The 15,285-nt window shown below is 66.2% G+C and carries 17 protein-coding genes; 8 read left to right on the forward strand and 9 right to left on the reverse strand.

All coding sequences use genetic code 11. The annotated features are described in order from the left end of the window. Positions 1 to 156: 156 nt before the first annotated feature. Positions 157 to 2,007, forward strand: coding sequence for a sensor histidine kinase (locus L5014_RS11740; protein ID WP_238463790.1), 1,851 nt, complete (start codon positions 157 to 159; stop codon positions 2,005 to 2,007). A gap of 33 nt (positions 2,008 to 2,040) precedes the next feature. On the opposite strand, the gene L5014_RS11745 is transcribed toward L5014_RS11740, so the two are convergent. Both L5014_RS11745 and L5014_RS11750 read right to left on the reverse strand, forming a co-directional pair. After that, positions 2,041 to 2,364, reverse strand: a complete 324-nt coding sequence (locus L5014_RS11745; protein ID WP_238463791.1) for a hypothetical protein — start codon at positions 2,362 to 2,364, stop codon at positions 2,041 to 2,043. 194 nt (positions 2,365 to 2,558) lie between these two features. Then, positions 2,559 to 3,140 carry a DJ-1/PfpI family protein gene (locus L5014_RS11750; RefSeq protein ID WP_238463792.1) on the reverse strand — a complete coding sequence of 194 codons (582 nt, stop codon included), beginning with the start codon at positions 3,138 to 3,140 and terminating at the stop codon, positions 2,559 to 2,561. Between the two features lie 117 nt (positions 3,141 to 3,257). Here L5014_RS11750 and L5014_RS11755 point away from each other — a divergent pair, with 117 nt between their 5' ends. The 4 genes from L5014_RS11755 (at position 3,258) to L5014_RS11770 (ending at position 5,727) form a co-directional block, all read left to right on the forward strand. Beyond that, positions 3,258 to 3,806 carry a GNAT family N-acetyltransferase gene (locus L5014_RS11755; protein WP_238463793.1) on the forward strand — a complete coding sequence of 183 codons (549 nt, stop codon included), beginning with the start codon at positions 3,258 to 3,260 and terminating at the stop codon, positions 3,804 to 3,806. Between the two features lie 2 nt (positions 3,807 to 3,808). Further along, entirely contained in the window at positions 3,809 to 4,327 is a 519-nt protein-coding gene (locus L5014_RS11760) for a hypothetical protein (RefSeq protein WP_238463794.1), read from the forward strand. 133 nt (positions 4,328 to 4,460) lie between these two features. After that, the gene (locus L5014_RS11765; protein WP_238463795.1) at positions 4,461 to 4,928 is read left to right on the forward strand and encodes an Rrf2 family transcriptional regulator; all 468 of its coding nucleotides are present in this window, start codon (positions 4,461 to 4,463) and stop codon (positions 4,926 to 4,928) included. Positions 4,929 to 5,082: 154 nt separating this feature from the next. After that, positions 5,083 to 5,727, forward strand: a complete 645-nt coding sequence (locus L5014_RS11770) for an NAD(P)-dependent oxidoreductase (RefSeq protein ID WP_238463796.1) — start codon at positions 5,083 to 5,085, stop codon at positions 5,725 to 5,727. Positions 5,728 to 5,923: 196 nt separating this feature from the next. On the opposite strand, the gene L5014_RS11775 is transcribed toward L5014_RS11770, so the two are convergent. Beyond that, a complete protein-coding gene (locus L5014_RS11775; RefSeq protein WP_238463797.1) occupies positions 5,924 to 6,592 on the reverse strand; it encodes a cysteine dioxygenase family protein in 669 nt (222 codons plus the stop codon). A gap of 125 nt (positions 6,593 to 6,717) precedes the next feature. On the opposite strand from L5014_RS11775, the gene L5014_RS11780 reads away from it, so the two are divergent. Both L5014_RS11780 and L5014_RS11785 read left to right on the forward strand, forming a co-directional pair. Next, positions 6,718 to 7,176 carry an Lrp/AsnC family transcriptional regulator gene (locus tag L5014_RS11780; protein ID WP_238463798.1) on the forward strand — a complete coding sequence of 153 codons (459 nt, stop codon included), beginning with the start codon at positions 6,718 to 6,720 and terminating at the stop codon, positions 7,174 to 7,176. Positions 7,177 to 7,303: 127 nt separating this feature from the next. Further along, the gene (locus tag L5014_RS11785; protein WP_238463799.1) at positions 7,304 to 7,504 is read left to right on the forward strand and encodes a hypothetical protein; all 201 of its coding nucleotides are present in this window, start codon (positions 7,304 to 7,306) and stop codon (positions 7,502 to 7,504) included. A 69-nt stretch (positions 7,505 to 7,573) separates the two neighbouring features. On the opposite strand, the gene L5014_RS11790 is transcribed toward L5014_RS11785, so the two are convergent. Together L5014_RS11790 and L5014_RS11795 are read right to left on the reverse strand one after the other, a co-directional pair. Further along, complete coding sequence (locus L5014_RS11790; RefSeq protein WP_238463800.1) at positions 7,574 to 10,138, reverse strand: FUSC family protein; 2,565 nt, start codon at positions 10,136 to 10,138, stop codon at positions 7,574 to 7,576. A gap of 213 nt (positions 10,139 to 10,351) precedes the next feature. Then, on the reverse strand, positions 10,352 to 11,005 hold the full coding sequence (locus tag L5014_RS11795) for a VC0807 family protein (protein ID WP_238463801.1): 654 nt from the start codon (positions 11,003 to 11,005) through the stop codon (positions 10,352 to 10,354). A gap of 321 nt (positions 11,006 to 11,326) precedes the next feature. Here L5014_RS11795 and arfB point away from each other — a divergent pair, with 321 nt between their 5' ends. Next, the gene (arfB, locus tag L5014_RS11800; protein ID WP_238463802.1) at positions 11,327 to 11,731 is read left to right on the forward strand and encodes an alternative ribosome rescue aminoacyl-tRNA hydrolase ArfB; all 405 of its coding nucleotides are present in this window, start codon (positions 11,327 to 11,329) and stop codon (positions 11,729 to 11,731) included. A 45-nt stretch (positions 11,732 to 11,776) separates the two neighbouring features. Here arfB and L5014_RS11805 read toward each other — a convergent pair whose 3' ends face one another. The 4 genes from L5014_RS11805 to L5014_RS11820 form a co-directional block, all read right to left on the reverse strand. Continuing rightward, positions 11,777 to 13,081 (reverse strand): EAL domain-containing protein, encoded by a 1,305-nt coding sequence (locus L5014_RS11805; protein WP_238463940.1) that lies wholly within the window; start codon positions 13,079 to 13,081, stop codon positions 11,777 to 11,779. Between the two features lie 340 nt (positions 13,082 to 13,421). Beyond that, positions 13,422 to 13,682 carry a DNA-binding protein gene (locus L5014_RS11810; RefSeq protein ID WP_238463803.1) on the reverse strand — a complete coding sequence of 87 codons (261 nt, stop codon included), beginning with the start codon at positions 13,680 to 13,682 and terminating at the stop codon, positions 13,422 to 13,424. Between the two features lie 207 nt (positions 13,683 to 13,889). Next, positions 13,890 to 14,144, reverse strand: coding sequence for a hypothetical protein (locus L5014_RS11815; RefSeq protein ID WP_238463804.1), 255 nt, complete (start codon positions 14,142 to 14,144; stop codon positions 13,890 to 13,892). A 225-nt stretch (positions 14,145 to 14,369) separates the two neighbouring features. Next, positions 14,370 to 15,068, reverse strand: coding sequence for a YdcF family protein (locus L5014_RS11820; RefSeq protein WP_238463805.1), 699 nt, complete (start codon positions 15,066 to 15,068; stop codon positions 14,370 to 14,372). Positions 15,069 to 15,285 lie beyond the last annotated feature (217 nt).

Genomic DNA, 15,285 nt, shown 5'->3' on the forward strand with positions numbered 1-15,285 from the left:
TGCGCCGGTGGTGCGCCGGTGGTGCGCCGGTGGTGCGCCGGTTGCGCGGCGCCCGGGCCACACATGGAACGCGTGTGGAATGCACATGGATGCAAGCGCCGACATAATGGTCGAACCCACACCTCTAGCCGTCCGGACACCCCGAACCGCCACGCAATGCGCCTCACCACCAAAGGGCTGATGCTGATCGCGATCCCGGCCGTCTTCGAACTGACGCTGCTGTCGGCTATCGTGAAGGCCGAAGCCGACGCGGAAAGTGCCGAACGCGGGGGCCAGCACAGCCAGGCCGTGCTCACGCAGGCGGGCCGCGTGCTGGAGCCGGTGCTGGTCGAATCGGTGCAGCTGCGCGGCGCGGTGGCCGCGGGCGACGCGCGGTTTTCGACGCCGGTCGCGATGTGGATGGACGTCGATCGACGGATCGACCGGCTCGCGGAGCTTGTCGCCGACAATCCGTCCCAGGTCGAGCGCGCCGTGAAGATCCGTCAGGCGGTGCAAAGCTATCGCCAGTGGTCGGACCGTATTCAGGATCTGCTGCATTCCGGGCGCCGCGCCGATCTCATCGAGCGCTTTCGCACCTACTCGGACGCCGATGCCCTCGACCGCGTGCGCACCCAGGTCACTTCGTTTCAGACCGAGGAGCGCCGCCTCGACGTGATGCGCGTCACGGCTGCCGAGCAGGCGCGCGCGCAGCAGCAGTCGCTCGTGATGACCGCGGTGATCGGCTCGATCATGCTGGTGGCGCTGGCCGTCTGGCTCTTCACGCGCGGCGTGCGCGGGCGGCTCAACGCGCTTTCCGACAACGCGGGCCGGCTCGCCGGCAATGAACCGCTCGCGCCGCTTGCGACCGGCAACGACGAGATCGCCGAGCTCGATCTCACGCTGCATCAGATCAGCCAGCGGCTCGTGGAAGCGGAGCGGCTGCGGCTCGGGTTCGAGGCCGACCTCGCGCGCCGCGCCGAGCAGCTTGCGCGCATCAACGAGGACCTGCGTCAGCAGACCCAGGAAAACGAGATGTTCATCCACAGCGTGTCGCATGACCTGCGTGCGCCGCTCGTGAACCTGCAAGGTTTTTCGCGCGAACTCAATCACGCCTGCGACGACTTGCGCGAGCGCGTGGCGCGCTCTTCGCTGGGTCCCGAAGCGCGGGCGCGCGTCGAGCGGATCATCAACGAGGATATCGGCGAGGCGCTGCGCTATTTGCAGACGGCGGTGCTGCGCGCCTCGCATATCATCGACGCGCTGTTGCGGCTCGCGCGCGTGGGGCGCGTGGAGTACCGGCGTCAGCGCGTTTACGTACAGGAACTGGTGCAGCGCGTGGTCGATGCGATGCATGCCTCGGTGCGCGCGCGCAACGCCCAGGTGAGCGTGCGTGAGCTGCCGCCGGTGTGGGGCGACCCGACCGCGCTCGAGCAGATCTTCGCGAATCTGATTGGCAATGCGCTCAACTATCTCGATCCCGCGCGCGAGGGACGCGTCGAGATCGGCACGGCCAGCGCGCCGCCAGGGGTGGAGTCGCTGCAGATTTTCTACGTGCGCGACAACGGACTGGGCATTCCCGAGGTGGCGCGGCCGCGCCTGTTCCAGGCCTTCCAGCGCATGCACGGCAACGTCGCGCCCGGCGAGGGCATTGGGCTCGCGCTTGTGCGCCGCATGGTCGAGCGGCACGGCGGACGCATCTGGGTGGAATCGGTCGAAGGCGAGGGCACGACGTTCTATCTTTCGCTGCCCGATGCACTGGCAGTCGTGCCGCCCGCACCCGGGGTTGCCGTGGCGCTCGTGGTTGCGCACGAGCGCTCGCGCGAGCGGTACGGCGATGGCGTGATCGAAAGCGCGACTGACGGCGTGGCGACCGACGGCGTGGCGGGCAACGGCGTGGCACCGTCGGCGCCGGCGGGCGGCGGTGCCGCGCCGGGCGACACGGCGGTGGCGGGTGCTCCGGCTGCGGATGGGCCGCTGGCGGGTCTTCGGGTCATGGGTGGAGCCGGCTCGGGCTCGACCGGGGCGTGAGTGCTCAGGTGAATGCCCGGCCAGCCAGCCGGTTCAGCAGGCAAAGATGCGCCGTGGCTTGAGCAGGCTGCGGCCGCGAATCGACCAGAGGCACCCCGCGATGACCAACGCGAGCACGACGGCCAGCGCGGCGTGAGGATTCAGGTGTGCGCTGTGCAGGCTGCCCGGCGAGACCAGCGTGCGTTCGAGCATGAACAACGCGCTCCACAGTGCGACGCCCGCCTGAATCAGCATGCGCGTGCCGCGCGCATGGCGCGCGCGCTCGGCAGAGGTCCCGCACCGGCTCGTGCGCTTGCAAAAGAACGAGATCGCCATCAAGACAATCGCGAGTAAAACCACCCAATCCGTCAGATCCATCGCCGTGCATTCCTGCAATCAAAAGGACATTGTCGGAAGTGCAGGGAAGGACTGGCATCGGAGTGGTCCGAATTTTCGCGCGATTGAGTTAAATATTGTCAGGTACGTGCACAACGGGCCGGCGGGCGTTTCTGGCGATTCTCTGCCGGATAGCGCGCGCCGTCCGCGCATGGCGGCGGCGCGCGGTCCGTGCTTCAGGGCTCGATGCGCGTGCCGAGCAAGGCGAGGAATTGACGCAGCCATTCGGGATGCGCAGGCCAGGCCGGCGCGGTGACGAACGGCGCATCAGTCACGGCGCTGTCGATGGCGATATCGGCATATTCGCCGCCCGCGAGACGCACTTCGGGCGCGCACGCCGGATAAGCCGAAATGCGCTTGCCGCGGATGACCTCGGCGGCGGCGAGCAACTGCGCCGCATGGCAGATGGCGGCCACCGGCTTGTTCGCTTGCGCGAAGTGCTGCACGATCTCGATCACCTTCGGGTTCAGGCGCAGATACTCGGGCGCACGGCCGCCCGCAATGGCGAGCGCATCGTAGTGCCGCGGATCGATCTCGTCGAAGCTCGCGTTCAGCGCGAACTGGTGGCCCGGCTTTTCGGTATAGGTCTGATCGCCTTCGAAGTCGTGGATCGCGGTCTTGATGCGCTCGCCGGCCTTCTTGCCCGGGCACACGGCGTCGACCTTGTGGCCCACGGCCTGCAGCGCCTGGAATGGCACCATCGTTTCATAGTCTTCGGCAAAATCGCCGGTGAGAAAGAGAATCTTCTTGACTGCCATCGCTTGGCTCCATGCGGGTTGTTGCGGGTTGCGGTTGCTGTGGATGCTGCGTTGTTGCTGCGTTGTTGCTATTGGGGGGCGGAGGAACGGAACAGGCGTCCACGCAGTCTACTTCACATGCTTGACGATATTACGAAGGCCGGCGCGGCCGATCCCGATCCCCAGCGCGTGCATGACGCCATCGTCTGGCGCGCTTACGTGGCGCAGCACGACGCGGCGGCGCTCGCCTCGCTCTTTCGCGACGCTATCCTGAGGCTGACCGCGCCGTACTACGACGCCGGGCAGCGCGCGGCCTGGGCTGCGGTGGCCGAGGATCTCGACGCGTTCGACGCCCGTCTCGCGCGTGGCGTGACGCTCATTGCCGAACATGCGGGCGAGCCGGTTGCATTCGGCCAGCTCTTTCCGCGCGACCATGTGGAGATGCTCTACGTCGCGCCGGGCTGGACGCGGCGGGGCCTCGCCTCCGCGCTCATCGCGCGCTTCGAGGCCCTTGCGCGCGAGGCGTGGGCGAGCACGCTCGACACCGACGCCAGCGCGCTCGCGCGCCCCGTGTTCGAGCGCGCGGGTTTTTCGCTGGTCGCGCGGGAGATCGTGCGGCGCGGCAGCGTATCATTGCCGCGTTTTCATCTTTGCAAGCCGCTCGGTGCGGCGTCTTTTTCAGGATGACCATGTCTTTGAAGGTTTCGAAACGGTTGGGCATCGTGCCCGTTTTGCTGTGCGTGGCGCTTGCCGCTGGCTGCGACAAGCAGAACGCGACGGTGTCCGATCTGAGCAAGAAGTCCGCCGATGCCGCACAGCAAGCCGCTCAGCTCGCGGCCAGCCAGGCCGCCGCGCAGGCGGCCCAGACGCTGGACAAGGCGGCCAGCTACGTGAACCAGCAACTCGGCGTCGCGCAGAACAAGCTCGGCCAGGCGGCTTCGCAAACGCAAGCGCAAGCTCGTGCGCAGCTTCAGGCGCAGGACGAGGGCGCGCGCGCGTCGATTGCCTCGGGCGCGAGCGCCTCGGCCGACGCCATGGCCTCGCAGGCGCGCGGGCAGTGGCAGGCGGCGGCGAGCGCGGCCCATGCGATGCTCGGCAACGCAGCGGCGGCCACGGGCACGGGCCTCTCGATGGCGGGGAGTTCGCTCCAGCGCTGGGCCGCGAGCAGTTCGGCTGCGGCCGGCGCGGCAGCGGGCAAGAACCAGTGACGGGCGCCGTGCGGGTCTGCTGTTGAGTGCAGTCAATCGCAGTTGACCAGAGCTGACCGCAATTGACGTTCGCAATTAATGTAATTATGATGGTTACACTTTATCTCGCCGTGCTTCCCGCGGCCGGTTTGTTGTGAATACGAGTAGCCGTTTCGCGTTCGCCGTTCATGTGCTCGCGCTGCTGGCATTGCAGGAGGGCGCGCCGTTGTCCTCGGAAATCATCGCGGGCAGCGTGAACACGAACCCTGCGCTGATCCGGCGTCTTCTGACAATGCTCGCCAATGCGGGACTCAGCGCGTCGCAGCTTGGCGCGGGCGGCGGGGCGCTGCTGGCGCGCGAGCCGCACACGATCACGCTGCTGGAGATCTACCGTGCGGTCGACGACGCGCAGCTCTTTGCCTTGCATCGCGAAGAGCCCAATCCGGCCTGCATGGTGGGGCGGCACATCCAGGAGACGCTGCGCGGCATCATCGACGACGCGCAGCGCGCAATGGAGGCGTCACTCGCTACGCGCACGCTCGCCGACGTAGTCGAGGACATGCAGCGCAACGAACGCAAGCTCGAACGGGCACGCGTGCCGAAGGCGCCGCGTCGCGCGTGAGCGCGGCGAAGTTTGAACGGACGGTGCCTGGTAGGTGCGTGATAGGTGTGAGCGGTACGTGCAAATGCATATCCTGACGGGGCGTTGCCCCGTTTTTTAGGTGCTTAAATGTAACTAAAATAGTTACATAAATATTTCGTACAGGAGCTGGAAAATGAGCAAGTCACTGAAGATCGCGTTGTTTGGCGCAACCGGCATGATCGGCTCGCGTATTGCGGCCGAAGCGGCACGGCGCGGGCATCAGGTGAGCGCGCTGGTGCGCCAGCCCGAGCGCGTCGCCGTGGCGCCCGATGTCCATGCCGCGAAAGCCGATCTGCTCGACGCAGCGAACGTGGCGGCGGCGGTGCGCGGCCACGACGTGGTCGCGAGCGCCTACGCGCCGCCCATGAGCCAGCTCGACGACCTCCAGACGGCGAGCCGTGCGCTCGTCGAAGGCACGCGGGCGGCGGGCCTCAAGCGACTCGTGGTGGTGGGCGGCGCGGGCTCGCTCGAAGTCGCGCCGGGCGTGCAGCTCGTCGATACCACAGGCTTCCCCGACGCCTATAAGCCGATCGCGCTTGCGCATCGCGTCGCGCTGAACTATTACCGCACGGTGACGGATCTGGACTGGACCTTCTTCGCGCCCGCCGCGCTGATCGCGCCGGGTGAGCGTACCGGCACGTTTCGCACGGGCGCCGACACGTTGATCGCCGACACACGCGGCGAAAGCCGCATCTCCGCCGAGGATTACGCCGTCGCGTTCGTCGACGAACTGGAGCAGGGCCGCTTCATCCGCCAGCTCGCAACCGTGGCGTATTGAACGGCGTGAAGGGCGGAATGGGGTAACTGGTGGGGCACGCGTGCAAGGCGTGTGCGCCTGCCGACTGCGGCTACACTGAAGCCTCCCGATTTTGCCCCATCGTCATGGTTTCACGCTCTGGGCAGTGGGGATGCAGGTGGCGCGAACGCGCCATATTGATCTGCATGACGAAATAACGACCAGGATTCTCGCGCGGCTATACGGCGATGGCCTGTACCGCAGCGTCCCGCGCGCAGGTTTCGGAGGCCACGAGCGGCACGATGTCGTTCACGTGCGTGGCGAACTGTCCTCCCGATACACCGTAGACGTGCAGCGAAATGCACGTGCTGGCGCTGCCGTTGAAGAGCCGGTGAATGTTCGCGCGCCCGCGTCCGCCGAAGTTGATGGCGCCCGCCGCGCGCAGGTGCGCGCGCACCACCTCGGCACCCTGGCGCGCCTCGTCCCAGGCATAGAGCATTTCGGTCAAGGTGCCTTCGAGCACCGCGTAGCCGCACCACGTGTGATGCGCGTGGATCGGGCTCGCCTGGCCCGGCTGCCAGACGAGCGAGGCGACCGCGTAGCGCCCATGCGGATCGGCCGCGATCAGGTGGCGCCGATACTTCTCGGCGCTGCCTTCGCGCTGCGCGACTGTGACGAGCGTCGGGTCGGCCAGCGCCTGTGCCAGCGCGGCGCGTACACCGCGCGCGAAGGCTGCACAGCGTGACGGATCGGCGGGCGTGCCCGGCTTGCCTGGAGTCCGGCAAGCGTCGAACGCCTCATCGAGCGCCGCGCACAGGTGCGCGACGGCGGCTGTGTGTCCAGTTGCGCCGGCCATGCTGGACGCGCGCATGGCCTGAAGCAGAAGGGGTTCGGAAGGGGCGTTCATGGCGGTCTCTTTTCGTCGTTCTTACAGAAAGAGTTATAGCGCCCGGCGTCGAGAAAGAGTTTCCATTCTTTTTCCCTATTGCGGCGTAAGATAGAAGAAATTTCTACGCTACGGGGAGACCGGGAATGGATATCATCGACAGGAAACTGGTGGAGCTGTTGCAGCAGGATGCGACCATGCCGGTTGCGGAGCTGGCCCAGCGCGTGAACCTTTCCCAGACCCCGTGCTGGAAGCGCGTGCAGCGGCTCAAGGAAACCGGCGTCATTCGCGCCCAGGTGGCGCTATGCGATCCGAAGAAGCTGGGCGTAGGCACGACGGTGTTCGTCGCCGTGCGCACCAACCAGCACACCGAGGCGTGGGCGCAGACTTTCACGCGCGCGGTGCAGGAGATTCCCGAGATCGTCGAGGCCTATCGCATGAGCGGCGAGACCGACTATCTGCTGCGCGTGGTGGTCTCGGATATCGACGACTACGACCGCGTCTACAAGCAGTTGATTCGCGCCGTGCCGCTTTTCGATGTGAGCTCCAGTTTTGCGATGGAGCAGATCAAATATTCAACGGCGCTGCCGGTGCGCGGCGTCTGAGCGCCCGCCGTAATTTCGCCCGGGGGGCATTTCGCAGCAGTCCGCGAGTCGCCCGCAAGCAGTCCGCAAGGCACGGCGGCGTAGAATGCCCGTTTCCTTTTCTTATTACCCAGGCAGGGCACGATCCATGAACGAACCGCGCAAGAAGAACCCCGCCTTTGGTGTTGGCGTGTTGATAGTGGTGGTGGTGCTCATCGTGATCGGTACCGTGCTCTTCAATGCGATACGCAGCAAGCGCGAGTACAACGAGACCGTCGGTGCGTCGGCCGCGAGCGCTGCCGCGTCGCAGCCAGCCAGCGCTGCTAGCTCAGCCAGCGCGGCGCAATGATGTGCAGTCCGGCGCGTTGAGCGCCGGCGCAACTCGTTGCGGCGGCGACCCGGGTCACCGCCGCATTTTTCATTCTTCGGGAAGCCGGATCACGCTCGCGTCCTTGCGAAGGATCCAGGACGCCGCGAGCATCTGCTTGCAGTGATGTGCGAGCAGCTTCAGGTCCTGCGCGAATTCGCTGGCGGTGCCGAGCGAGCGCTCCGTTTCCACCACCATCGTGTCGAGTTCGCGCGTCATGCGCTTCGTGATCTCGGTTTGATCGTCGTGGATCGGCGTGCCCGCTTCGGCGGCCACCAGGTTCTCGCGCACGCAGTTGAGCGCGTGTTCGAGTGCATCGAGCCTCGCGCCCGGCCGCACATTCGCGGTGTCGCGCAACAGCGGCGCCGTGGCCGTGATCTGCGAGGCCAGCACGTGGCCGCGCACGAGGAGGTCGTTGAGCTCCGGCACGAACTTCTGCGCCGACTTCGGTTCGAGCATCATGCGCTGGAATGCCTGGCCGAGATTGGCGAAGGCGATGTGCACGTTCTTGCGCGCGAGCCGGTAGCGGAAGTCGCGCGCGAGCGCGGGGACGGCGGCGCCAGCCGACGTCGATGGCGCGCTGCCTGCCTGCGTATTCGCCTGCGTGCTGGCCTTTGCGCTACCCGTCGATGCCGCGGGCTGAGCGGATGCGGATGCGGATGCGGATGCGGATGGCGGCGGTTGCGGGCCGGCTTCGAGCGCGACGTCGGTTTGCTCGCCGGCGCTCTGGGCTGCTGATGCTGCCGCCTTGAGATCGCGAGGTGCGCCGTGATCCGTCACGTTCGCCGCAACCGGCACCTCCGCCACCGGCGCGCCGCTCGACGCCGTCGCGAATGCCGGCACGCGCGCGCTCGCCTCGCTGGGCATCGCCGCCGCAAACGCCGGCTGCGCGCCGCGCGTGCGGCCGCTCCACCACCAGCTCGCTTCCAGATAGCTGCGCGTCGCGGCGATCATGTCGTTCACGAGCTTGCCCATCAGCCGATATTCCCAGTAGGGGAACAGATGGCTCGCGCCGACGGCGATCATGCAGCCAACGACGGTGTCGATCGCGCGCTCGCCGATGATGCGCATATTCCCCGGCGCAAGCAGATGGAACATCAGCAGCACGTAGGCCGAGGTGAACACCACGCTCGCCGTGTAGTTGAAGAGCAGCAGGCTGTAGCTCATCACCATCGCCGCGAACATCGAGACGAGCAGCACGAGCGGCTGCTTCACGAGCAGGATGAGCGCGATGCTCGCCGCGCAGCCGATCAGCGTGCCGACGATACGCTGCGCGTTGCGCTGGCGCGTGAGCGAGTAGCCGGGCTTGAGAATGATGATGCTCGTCATCACGATCCAGTAGGCGTTCGTGAGCGGCAACAGGCGCCCGAGCCAGAAGCCCACGGCCACGGCGATCGTCACGCGCAGCGCATGGCGAAAGCTCGGCGAGGCCATCGTGAGATTCGAGAAGATCTGCAGGAAGGGCACGCGCCGGCTCGTCACGAATCGCTCCAGTGCTTCGTCGATGCGCAGCTCCGTCTCGGTCGCGGGCGTCTCGTTCGCGAGGTCGCGGCGCATGCGGTCGATCAGGCGCGTCGCGCTCCAGATGCGCCGGAACGAGGCCGAGACCGCCGCGTAGGCCTCCGGGTCCGTCGCGGGCAGATCGCGCTTCTTGAGCAGCTCGAGCTCGTACTCGATCGCGCGCAGCTCGGCTTTCACGTTGATGGTCGCGCGCGGCGCCTCGTTCTGCAGCACCGCGAGGCCGATGTCCTCGAGGTCGGCGGCGGCCTTGCGGATCAGGTCGCGGTAGAAGGCCAGCAGATCGGAGCCGCCGAAGGTGTTGCGCACGAGCGGGTAGTCGGTGTGCGCGCCCACGAACATCTCGTGCAGGTCGACCGTGTTGATGAACAGGTTGAAGTGCGTCGCGCGGCGCGCGTCGATCTTGCCGCTCTTGAGCTTGGGCAGGTTGCGCAGGACGATGTCGCGCGCGGCGTCCTGGCGCTCGACCGCCGCGATCTGCTTGGCGACGAGGTTGCGGTAGCACTCGTCGAGATCGTTGTCGAGGTCGAAAAACTGCGCGCGCGCGAGCAAATAATCGGCGCACGCGAACACGCTTTCGGCGATCGCCTGCTGCTCGATGCGATCGAGCATCAGGCGGCTCACCAGGGTGGACCAGCCGGTGTACCAAAGGCCGCCCAGCAGGATCCACGACGCGTTGACGAGCGCCTGATGCGGCGTGAAATGCTCTTCGAGCGTCATCACCATCATGAACAGCGTGGCGAAGCTGATCTGCGGCCAACGGTTGCCGTAGACGACGATCAGCGAGAGCACGAAGGTGAGCGGCACGACCGTGGCCCAGAGCGCGACCGGGCTGAAGGTGGCGAGTCCGGTTGCGTACGCGGAGAGAAAACCGATCGCGCTGCAAGCGAGCATCTCGTTGCGCTTGTACTTGAGGGGACCCGGCATGTCGACGACGCATGCGCCGAGCGCGCCGGTCGAGATCGTGAAGCCGAGATCGCTCTTGTCGAAGACAAACAGGCACAGGATGGCCGGAAGCGAGATGCCGACCGCGATGCGCAAGCCGCCGTAGAAGTACTGGCTATAAAGGAATTTCCTGATTTCTACGGAGTAGCGCATCGACTGCCGGTAGTGTTCGGGTGCGGACGGTGCGCCGCGGACTGTGGCGCTGAGTTTAAATGATTTCGGGTGCGATCTGCCCGTCTCTGTATTGCCGGGCTTCTCGCGGCGGTGCGGGCTGCGTCGTTTGGGAGGCGCCCGCCGAGCGATGACCGCTGTGGCGCGCGTTGATTCGGTGCGCAGTGGCGGCCGCCTGGCCGGGCGGCCGGTGTGTCAGTCCGCGCCCTGCGTGGTGGCGTCGCCGAACAGGCCGTGCGTGCCGCGGATACGGCGCATGCGCGTGCGGTACCAGAAGGTCCACGCGAGCAGCGCGCCGAACACGCCATAGCCGAGCATCGGCAAGACGATCAGAACGCGCTCGATTGGCCAGGTGGCGGCGAGGTAGGTGCGCAAGACGGCATCGGCGACGAGCCCGGCACCCCAGACAACGGTGAGCAGGCGCATGGCCGCCACGAAGCTGCGATTTTCGCTCCATAGCAACTCGAGCCGCGCGACGCCCTCGCGCGTTTCGCGCGCGACCGTGGCGCGCGCCAGGTAGAACACCAGCGGGCGTTTCGCCAGCAGCGAAAACAGGAACGCGGCGCCAATTGCGCCCGAAGCGAAGCTTTCGCGCATCAGCAGCATGCGGGTGCTGCCGCCGAACGCCATGGCGGCGAGCGAGAGCACGATGCCGAGCAGAATGACGGCCGAGAGCGCGTCGACGTGTCGAAAGCGCACGAGTTCGACGATGCTCCAGAGGAGCGGCGGAATGGCCGAGGCAATGAGGCCGCCGAATTCGCCCCAGTGAGGTTGGGCGAGCCGGTACGCGACCCACGGCAGCAACAGGTTGACCGCCAGTTCGGCAACGAAAGCTGGACGCAGCTTCATGGGAGGCGCGCTCCAGAAATGGATGAAGAAAGTATGAGTCAAGGGCCGGCCATCGGCAAACGACCCTGCCGTGACCCATAATACGCGTCTATGCATATCGTGTGCCCGAGCTAGTGTGGACCGGTTCGGGTTCCGGGAGGCGTCCCGTGTTGTGCGTCCAGCGTGTCCCGTATTGTCCCGGATCGTCCAACAGGGTGCTTCGCGCTGCCTCTCCTTGAGTTGCAATGCCGGACGCCGCGTGCGGTCGTGTGCGACACTGCGAAGCTTGGCCCAGCCGGGCCGCTTTGCTCCTGCCGTTTTGCTCCTGCATTCGCACCCGCCATGACTGCCCGTTTGCCTGTTCCGCTGCACGAAGTCGAGCTCTCCGCCGTTCGCGCTCAGGGCGCGGGCGGCCAGAACGTCAACAAGGTGTCGAGCGCGATTCATCTGCGCTTTGACATCCGCGCGTCGTCGCTGCCCGACGTGCTCAAGATGCGCTTGCTTGCGCTCGCCGACCGGCGTATCTCGCACGAGGGCGTGGTCGTTATCAAGTCGCAGGAATACCGCACACAGGAGCAGAATCGCGCCGCCGCGCTCGAGCGTCTCGAGGCGCTCATCGACAGTGTGAGTGTGACGAGGAAGGCGCGCGTGGCCACCCGGCCCACGCGTGCGTCGAAGCTGCGCCGTCTCGACGGCAAGGCGCGCAAAGGCGAGGTGAAAGCGGGGCGCCGCCGCGTGCTTGAATGAAGCGGCAGCGGCACAGATGAAGCTGCACATCGCGCCGCCGGGCGTTCAAGGCGCCGCTGCCTGGCCCCGCGGCGATTCGCGCAGTGCCAGCGCCGGCGGGAAATCGGCGCATAGCACGTGCGTTGCGCCCGCATAGTCAAGCGCGATGGCGGCGGTGTAGCAGAGCGCGCCGTCATGAAGCGAGTAGTGCGGTCCCATCACGGTCACGCGTCCGGGCGCGGCGAGCGCGCGCCGGAAGTATTCGCGGCGCGACCAATTGCTGTTCGTGTCCGGATAGAGCGGCGCGAGCCGGGCCGGCGGCCCGACGCCCGGCGCCGCGATCGACGGCGCATGCTGTTCGCCCTGATCGTTCGCCGCGAAGACGCGCAGCGCATTGACGTGCTCGAAAATCGCCGCCGCGGCGGCTTCGAGCGCGCCGCCCGAGGTCAGCACGCGTGCCCCGCGCAGCATGGCACGCGTCACCTTGCCAAGATCGACCTGCTCGTGCAACCGGCTGTGGCGCTGATAGTCGGCGAAGCGTCGCCACATCGTTTGCGCGAGCGCGGGCGCGTCGGCGCTGGCCTCGCGCACCGAGGCGTGCGGCTGGCCGAACCAGAAGCCCTGCACGAGATCGACATCGGCCTGCATCAGCACCATCAGTTCTTGTTCGGTCTCGACGCCCTCCGCGAGCACCATCGCGCCCGCATGATGGAGGATCGAGACGAGACTGGCGACGAATGAGACATGGCTCTCGCCGTTTGCGGCGCGCTGCACGAGCGAGCGATCGAGCTTGACGATGTCGGGACGGTAGCGCCAGACGCGATCGAAATTCGAAAAGCCCGCACCGAAATCGTCGAGCGCGACGAGGAAGTCGCGTCCGCCCGGCGGTGGGCGGGCTTCGAGAAACGAGGCCGGCTCGTCGCCGGCGCGCTGCTCGAGCACTTCGATCACCACGCGCTCATGCGGGAAGGCGAAGTGGCGGCACAGCCCGTCGATGGCGGCTTGTGTCGGCCAGTCTCCCGGTGTGGGGTGCGGCAGCGAGTTGAGGAAGAGCCAGCCCGTTGCGATGCCCTGGGCGGTGAAATTTGCGAGATGCAGACAGCGCGCGAGTTCGTCGAGCTCGCGCGCGGCTTCGGGCGTTGCGCGTGCGAATAGCGCGGCGGGACCGGTGCTGCTGGACGCAGGATTGCCGGGTGCGGTGCCGCCGACGCGCAACAGCGCCTCGTAACCGACCACGCGTTGATGCGTGATCGAGAGCACCGGCTGGAATACGCTTTCGAGCAGCGTTCCGTGCCAGCGCGCTCGAAACCGCCCGTCATGCGGTTCCAGATGCGTGAGCAGCGTGGCGAGCGATGCCTGCGTGTTCGACATGGCGCTGGGGCGCACCTCGAGGCGCTTGGTGAAATTCACTGGCCGACTGCGGCCGGTCCGGCGCAAGCGGATTGGACTGCGCTCGCACGCAACAGGACAGGCACGCAGACGAACGGCGGACGATGAAGCGCAGCTAGGCGCAACGACAGGCGCATGGCGGTCTGAGCAGTACGCTTTACCGCCAGTGTACGGAGTATCGGCAAATTATGCTTGCCAGGCTGACGAGGCGGGTGACGAGCCGGCTATGGGGAAGGGCGGCCTTCATGGTGGGCTCGACGCGCGGCCCGGATGTCGCAACGGCACCGTGGAGGTGCCGTGCAGTCGTGACTCGATGAACGAGTTAGTGCGCCGTATCGGGCACGTCGAGGATCAGGATGATGGTCCAGTCGGCGTCGCCTTCATGGTGATATTGACGCTCGGCGACAATGAACGGCTGCTGCTTGCCTTGCGGGCCGAGGAACAGGACGTCGCCTTCCATCGGCAGGCATTCGATGGGGGGCAGCGCGAGAAAGGCGTCGCCGTCTTTGCCGCGCGGCATCAGCTTTTCGATCTTGCGGGATGCTGCTTCGGTCCATTCGATGTCGAGCTGGATGTTGCTCATGGATGTTTCTCCGCGCGAGTCGCGCACAAACAGGTGGTGAAATCCGGGTGCGCGACTTTAGCATACCCCGCGCGAAGCGACTTGCTGGCAACCGTGCGCTTCGGTGCCAGGCGCCAAGCAAGAAAAAAGCCGATACCGGGGACCGGCATCGGCTTGTTCGGCATGGCGCGCCCGCCCTGCACGGCCACAGGGGCCGATGAGCGAACTTTACTCTGCGGCTTTCTTGGCAGGCGCCTTGTGATGCGAAGCGTGGCTGCCTTTCTTCTGGTGATGCTTCATGGGCATCTCGGCCGGCGCCTGGGCGGCTGCCTGCTGTTGCGCCTGCAGACCTTGCGCACGCTGCTCGACATCAGCAGCCTTGGCCGGATCGGTGCTCATCGTGACGCCGTTTTCCGTTTGCGCATAGGCAGCGCCCGTCAGGGCGGAAAGCGAAATCAGGACTGCGAGGGACACTTTTTTCATCACTACCTCCGAAGGAGCGGTTTATGGACCCAGCCTGTGCCTGCCTAAGCAGGATTGGCATGCCATTCTAACGATCGAATACTCGTTCCAGATGACATCGCATAAGGCATGCGCGCGCTTGTTACATATCTTTACATATCCTCGCGGATGTTGTCGCCACGTTGTTGCCTCGTGGCCGTTCTTGTCCATCGCCTGCTCGTTCGTACCGTTCGTCGGCCGGGCAGCCTAGAACCAGCCGAGCATGCGGTACACATAAAACTGCGCAATCCCAATCAATTCGTGCAACGCCGTTTCCGCGTCGCGCAGATTGGCTCGCCGCGGCCAGATGCCCGTGTGCACGCGGCGCACGTCCGACACAGCTGGCACAGGATTCATCCCGAAGCGGTGAAAGTCCAGCATTGCGCGGTGCATGTGATAGGCCGAGGTTACGACGAAGAGCCTGTCCGCGCGCTGGACGTGCACGATCGGTGCAACGTTGCGTGCGTTCTCCCAGGTCGTGAGGCTGCGATTTTCCAGCACGAGATCGCTTTTCGCGACACCCGCGCGTGCTAGCCACGGCGCATAGGTATCGGCTTCGCTGGCGGCGTGATGCTGCGGGTTGCCGCCGCTCACGATCACCTTGCATATGCCGCCGGCCGCGAGGCAGCGTGCTTGCAACGCGGCCGTCAGCGCAATGCGCGCGTACACGTCGTGCTTGGGCACGAGCGTGCCATCGGGGCTTTCGTTCGTGCCGCCGCCGAGCATGATGATCGCTGTGCGCGGGCCGAACGCGCAAGCGGGTGTCGACGCTGGATCGTAGGGAGTGCGATAGTTTCGGGGCTGCGCGAGATCGACTAGCGGCTGGGCCAGCCACCCCGATCCGAGCAGCCAGAAAAAGATGACGGCCGTGGCCGCGACGAGCCGACGTGCGCTTCGCCACAGCATGAACAGCGCAAAAAATAGCGCAAATAATCCGAATAGAATCAATTTGAATGAGGTAACGTATTGTTTTCGGGATGATGCGTGTCGGGCGCCAGTGCGCCGCACTTTCTCGGGGCCCCGAATAACCTGCAGTCCTTGCCACGGCGCGGGGAAACGGCAGGGCGCCTGGCCGCGTATCCCGCAGCCGTTGCAGCCCTTGCTGGCATTGCGCCGCAGCAGG

It is taken from the genome of Paraburkholderia tagetis (assembly GCF_022213065.1).
Taxonomy (GTDB): domain Bacteria; phylum Pseudomonadota; class Gammaproteobacteria; order Burkholderiales; family Burkholderiaceae; genus Paraburkholderia; species Paraburkholderia tagetis.